This is a genomic window from Bradyrhizobium sp. SHOUNA76, from assembly GCF_023006445.1.
GTDB lineage: Bacteria > Pseudomonadota > Alphaproteobacteria > Rhizobiales > Xanthobacteraceae > Bradyrhizobium.
This window is the reverse complement of sequence record NZ_JALBHA010000576.1, coordinates 1-3,757: the sequence shown is the minus strand read 5'-3', so window position 1 is coordinate 3,757 and position 3,757 is coordinate 1. Positions and strand designations below refer to the sequence as shown.

Here is a 3,757-nt window from a genome sequence, read left to right as displayed (position 1 = left end):
AGCCCGCGCCGCGCACCCCAAGCCCGAGACGGCCGGCAGAGGACCGCTTCGAGACGCTGAGCTGGACCTCGGACCGGCCGCTCTCGCTGCCGCGCCTGCAGCAGGCCATCGGCCGGCTTGCTCCAAAACTTGCGCGCGCAAAAGGCCTGTTCGAGACGGCCGAGCAGCCCGGCCGCCAGATGGTGTTTCAATTCGCCGCCGGCCGCGCCACGCTGGCCCCTGGCGATGATGCGCCGGCGGCAGGCGTGCCGCGATCGCGGATTGTCTTCATCGCCGAACTCGGTGTGCTCTCGAAGGCCGAGCTCGACAGCATCATGGAGGCGTGCGTTGCGGGCGAGTGAAGTGGGCCATTGCGAGCGTCCCGCGACCGTCGCTTCACGCGAATTGCGCCAGCCCGTTTCCGACCGACCAGTTCTCCTTGGGCGCATCGAGCACGTTGACGAAGACGTCCTCGGGTCGGAGGCCCGGGCTTTCGCCGAGAAGGGCGGCGATACGCCGGTACAGCGCCTTCTTCTGCTCGGCCGTGCGCGAGGCGAATACGGTGATCTGGATCAGCACGGCATCCTCGCTGCGGTCGACGCCATAGGCGTTGCCGCAGCGGAAGTTTGCAGGCGAGAGCTCGCTGATGGTCATGAACTCGTCGCCCTCCGGCACATTCAATGCCTCGCGCATGGCGCGATAGAGACTGTCGAGGATTGCCTGCCGATAGGCTTCCGGCTTTCCGGCGCGCATCGAAATGTGGAGGAGCGGCATCGGCTGGTTCCTTGCATGCGGGCGCGATCGGCCAGGTGCGCGCTTGGCGGGCTGCCGGCCGTTCAGCCCATTGACGAAACGGGCTATCAATCCCAATTTATTTTTGACACGATGTCTAGAAAGCATGTTCTTGACGCCGTGTCAAATACATTGACTTCGAGGAGCAGGATTTGAGACCGCGCGAGTTCGACCATGACGACGTCCTGCGCGTCGCGTTCGACCAGTTCTGGCGCAACGGCGTGCGCGGCACCTCGCTGTCGGACATCGCGCGCGACGCCGGGGTCCAGCGCGGCAGCCTCTACAACGCCTTCGGCAGCAAGGAGGCGCTGTTTCTCCAGGCCTATGAACGCTATGCGGGGGATTATCTCCTCGTCCTGCAAAAGGCGCTTGGTGCCGGCTCATTGCGCAGACGCCTCACGGCTTTCTTCGATCTGACCATCACCAACTTCCGCTCCGGCACGCCGCCGCGCGGTTGTCCGACCACGCGCGGCTTGATGGAGCTCGGCGCCGCCCAAGGCGAGGGGCTGGATGACGACGCGCGCGAGGCCTTTGCAAACCTCATCGCGCGCATCACCGCACTGCTTCAGGACACGTTGTCGGCGGGCGCGGAGCGGGGCGAGTTCAACGGCAATCCTGCGGCCGCGGCGCTGCACATCATCACCGTGACGCGGGGCCTCGCCGTGCTCGAACGTGCCTTTGGCGACGAGGCGCAGTTGCGCAAGATCGCCGCGCACACCATCGATCTCGTGCTCGGCAAGAAGGGCGGCTAGGTGTCAGCACAAGGCCAGCGCGTTGACCGCCCGCGTTGCCGCATCTTCCTTGCCGGCGCCGACGAGTCCGCAGACGATGGATTCGAGCTCACCCGGCTGCTTGCGGCGCGCGACCGCCAGCACTCGCATCAATTCCGCCTCGTCATTCGACAGGCGGCGGCAGGACGGCGGCATGAAGCACAGCTCGCATGGGCGGCCGCTGCGCAGGATTCTGACGAGCGCGGCCGCCCGTGCCACCAGCAGAGGACTGTCGGAAATGCCCGGCGCCTCGTCGGCAAAACGATAGGCCGCTTCCCAGCAATCGGACGCGCCGGTCGTATAGGCTGCTCCGATGAAACGGAATAACGACAGCGCGACGCGGCAGAAATCATCGTAGCTGTCGACGCAGGGGCGCGCCGCAAGCGCGGCCTGGAGCGGACAGAGACGCATTTGGCCGGCGTCGGGGATCGCCGCAGAAGCACAAATATCTGAGGTCATCAACGATCTCATCAGTGCAACGTCGGGCTTCCGACCAGCCAGCTCTTCATCGCCATGGTCCGGTCGTGGTCCAAAGAGCGCACGTGCCGGTCGGGCAGGATGAGACCTGCCATGCGGAAGATCGTCGCCAGGCCCCGCACGGGCGCGAGCGCCCAATCGGCACCGACCGGCGGCAGCCAGCTCTCGAACCGTTCGCGCGCGACGTCGACGCGACCCTGCTGTGCCGCGGCAATGGCGTGCAAAATTCCGTGCTCGCTGTCCGACATGCGCGGACAAGTCGGGCAGTGCACCTCGATGGCCGTATGGGCCGTGCAGGCGAAGATCTCGATGATGGATTCCAGCGAGAGCACGGCGTCGCCGACGCGAAAATGGTCGTACACCTGCTGGATGTCGGCGGCGGTCGGAACGGCGCCGCCGCTGCGCGCCTTGGCCCGGAATCCCCAGATGAAGAGCCGTTCCGCCGCGCTGAGTGCGGGAAGGTCGAGAGACCCCGGTGATGTCGATGAATTCATGAAGCCTCTGGCCCTTGGCTGCGCTCACGCCACAGCTGGCGCTGATTGTCTGCATCGATCGTTCTGCCAGAGCCCTCTCCAAGTCAACGCGCGGAAGGGCGATATCGAGGTGTTCTAGATTTGAAGAGGTTTACATTCGGAGGCGCAGCCGTGTCGTCGGAATACGGAAACTGTGCGCGGCCGCAGGCCTCCGGCGGCCCTTTGCGGAACCCGAATGCTTAAGGCTTTGCTAAGGGGATCGGGATAAATTGGCATATCTGTACCGCCCATTTTGCGAGCCCCGATGATTTTCTCCCGCATTAGTTTCAAGCTGGTTCTGATTGTCGGCATCAGCCTCCTCGGCATGATCGCGCTGGCGCCGATCGCGCTGTCGACCCTGCGCGCGCAGATGGTCGCCGATCGCCAGGCCAAGACGCAGCACATGGTGGATGTCGGCTACGGCATCCTCGCCCACTATCAGAAGCTCGAGAGTGAGGGGAAACTGCCGCGCGAGCAGGCCCAGGCCGCCGCCATGGCCGAGATCAAGAGCCTGCGCTACGACAAGGTCGAGTATTTCTGGATCAACGACATGACCCCCAAGATGGTCATGCATCCGATCAAGCCCGAGCTCGACGGCAAGGATCTATCCGCGATGAAGGATCCCGCCGGCAACGCGTTGTTCATGGGCTTCGTTGACGTCGTCAACAAGCAGGGCGCGGGCTTTTACGGTTATCTCTGGCCGAAGCCCGGCTTCGACCAGCCGGTCGGGAAAATCTCCTATGTGAAGGGCTTTGCGCCCTGGGGCTGGATCATCGGCACCGGCATCTATCTCGACGATGTCGACGCCGTCTTCCGCCAGGCCGCGACGACGTTCGGCTACGTCTGTCTGGCCGTGCTGGTCCTGGTCCTCGGCGCGTCCTTCGTGATCGGTCGCAGCGTGACCCGGCCACTCGCCAAAATCACCGCGCTGACCGAGCGACTTGCCGCCGGCGACAGCGCCTTCGAGGTGCCCTACACCGACCGCAGCAACGAGGTCGGCGGGCTCGCCAAGGCGCTGGCCGTGTTCAAGGACAACGCATCGGCAGTCGGCCGGATGCATGCCGAGCAGCAGGAGCTGAAGCAGCGGGCCGACGAGGAGAAGCGCAAGGCCATGGCCGATCTCGCCGGCAAGTTCGAGGCGAGCGTCCAGGCCGTCGTCCGCGACGTCTTCAACGAGGCGCGCGCGATGCAGCAGGCCGCGCAAGGCATGTCGGAGACCGCGAACCG

Annotated in this window: 6 protein-coding genes; 3 read left to right on the top strand and 3 right to left on the bottom strand. The window is 65.1% G+C overall.

Translation table 11 applies throughout. The features are described from left to right. The coding region (locus MOV74_RS33570; RefSeq protein ID WP_246931278.1) for a GTP-binding protein at positions 1-341 on the top strand (341 nt) is incomplete at its 5' end. Positions 342-375: 34 nt separating this feature from the next. Here the strand turns inward: MOV74_RS33570 and MOV74_RS33565 are convergent. Then, a complete protein-coding gene (locus MOV74_RS33565; protein ID WP_246931277.1) occupies positions 376-753 on the bottom strand; it encodes a tautomerase family protein in 378 nt (125 codons plus the stop codon). A gap of 170 nt (positions 754-923) precedes the next feature. Here MOV74_RS33565 and MOV74_RS33560 point away from each other — a divergent pair, with 170 nt between their 5' ends. Further along, positions 924-1,523: a TetR/AcrR family transcriptional regulator gene (locus MOV74_RS33560; protein WP_246931276.1), complete on the top strand. Its 600-nt coding sequence runs from the start codon at positions 924-926 to the stop codon at positions 1,521-1,523. 3 nt (positions 1,524-1,526) lie between these two features. Here MOV74_RS33560 and MOV74_RS33555 read toward each other — a convergent pair whose 3' ends face one another. Together MOV74_RS33555 and MOV74_RS33550 are read right to left on the bottom strand one after the other, a co-directional pair. After that, complete coding sequence (locus MOV74_RS33555; protein ID WP_246931275.1) at positions 1,527-2,000, bottom strand: hypothetical protein; 474 nt, start codon at positions 1,998-2,000, stop codon at positions 1,527-1,529. Positions 2,001-2,011: 11 nt separating this feature from the next. Next, positions 2,012-2,512: a hypothetical protein gene (locus MOV74_RS33550; protein WP_246931274.1), complete on the bottom strand. Its 501-nt coding sequence runs from the start codon at positions 2,510-2,512 to the stop codon at positions 2,012-2,014. Positions 2,513-2,795: 283 nt separating this feature from the next. On the opposite strand from MOV74_RS33550, the gene MOV74_RS33545 reads away from it, so the two are divergent. Further along, the coding region (locus tag MOV74_RS33545) for a cache domain-containing protein (RefSeq protein WP_246931273.1) at positions 2,796-3,757 on the top strand (962 nt) is incomplete at its 3' end.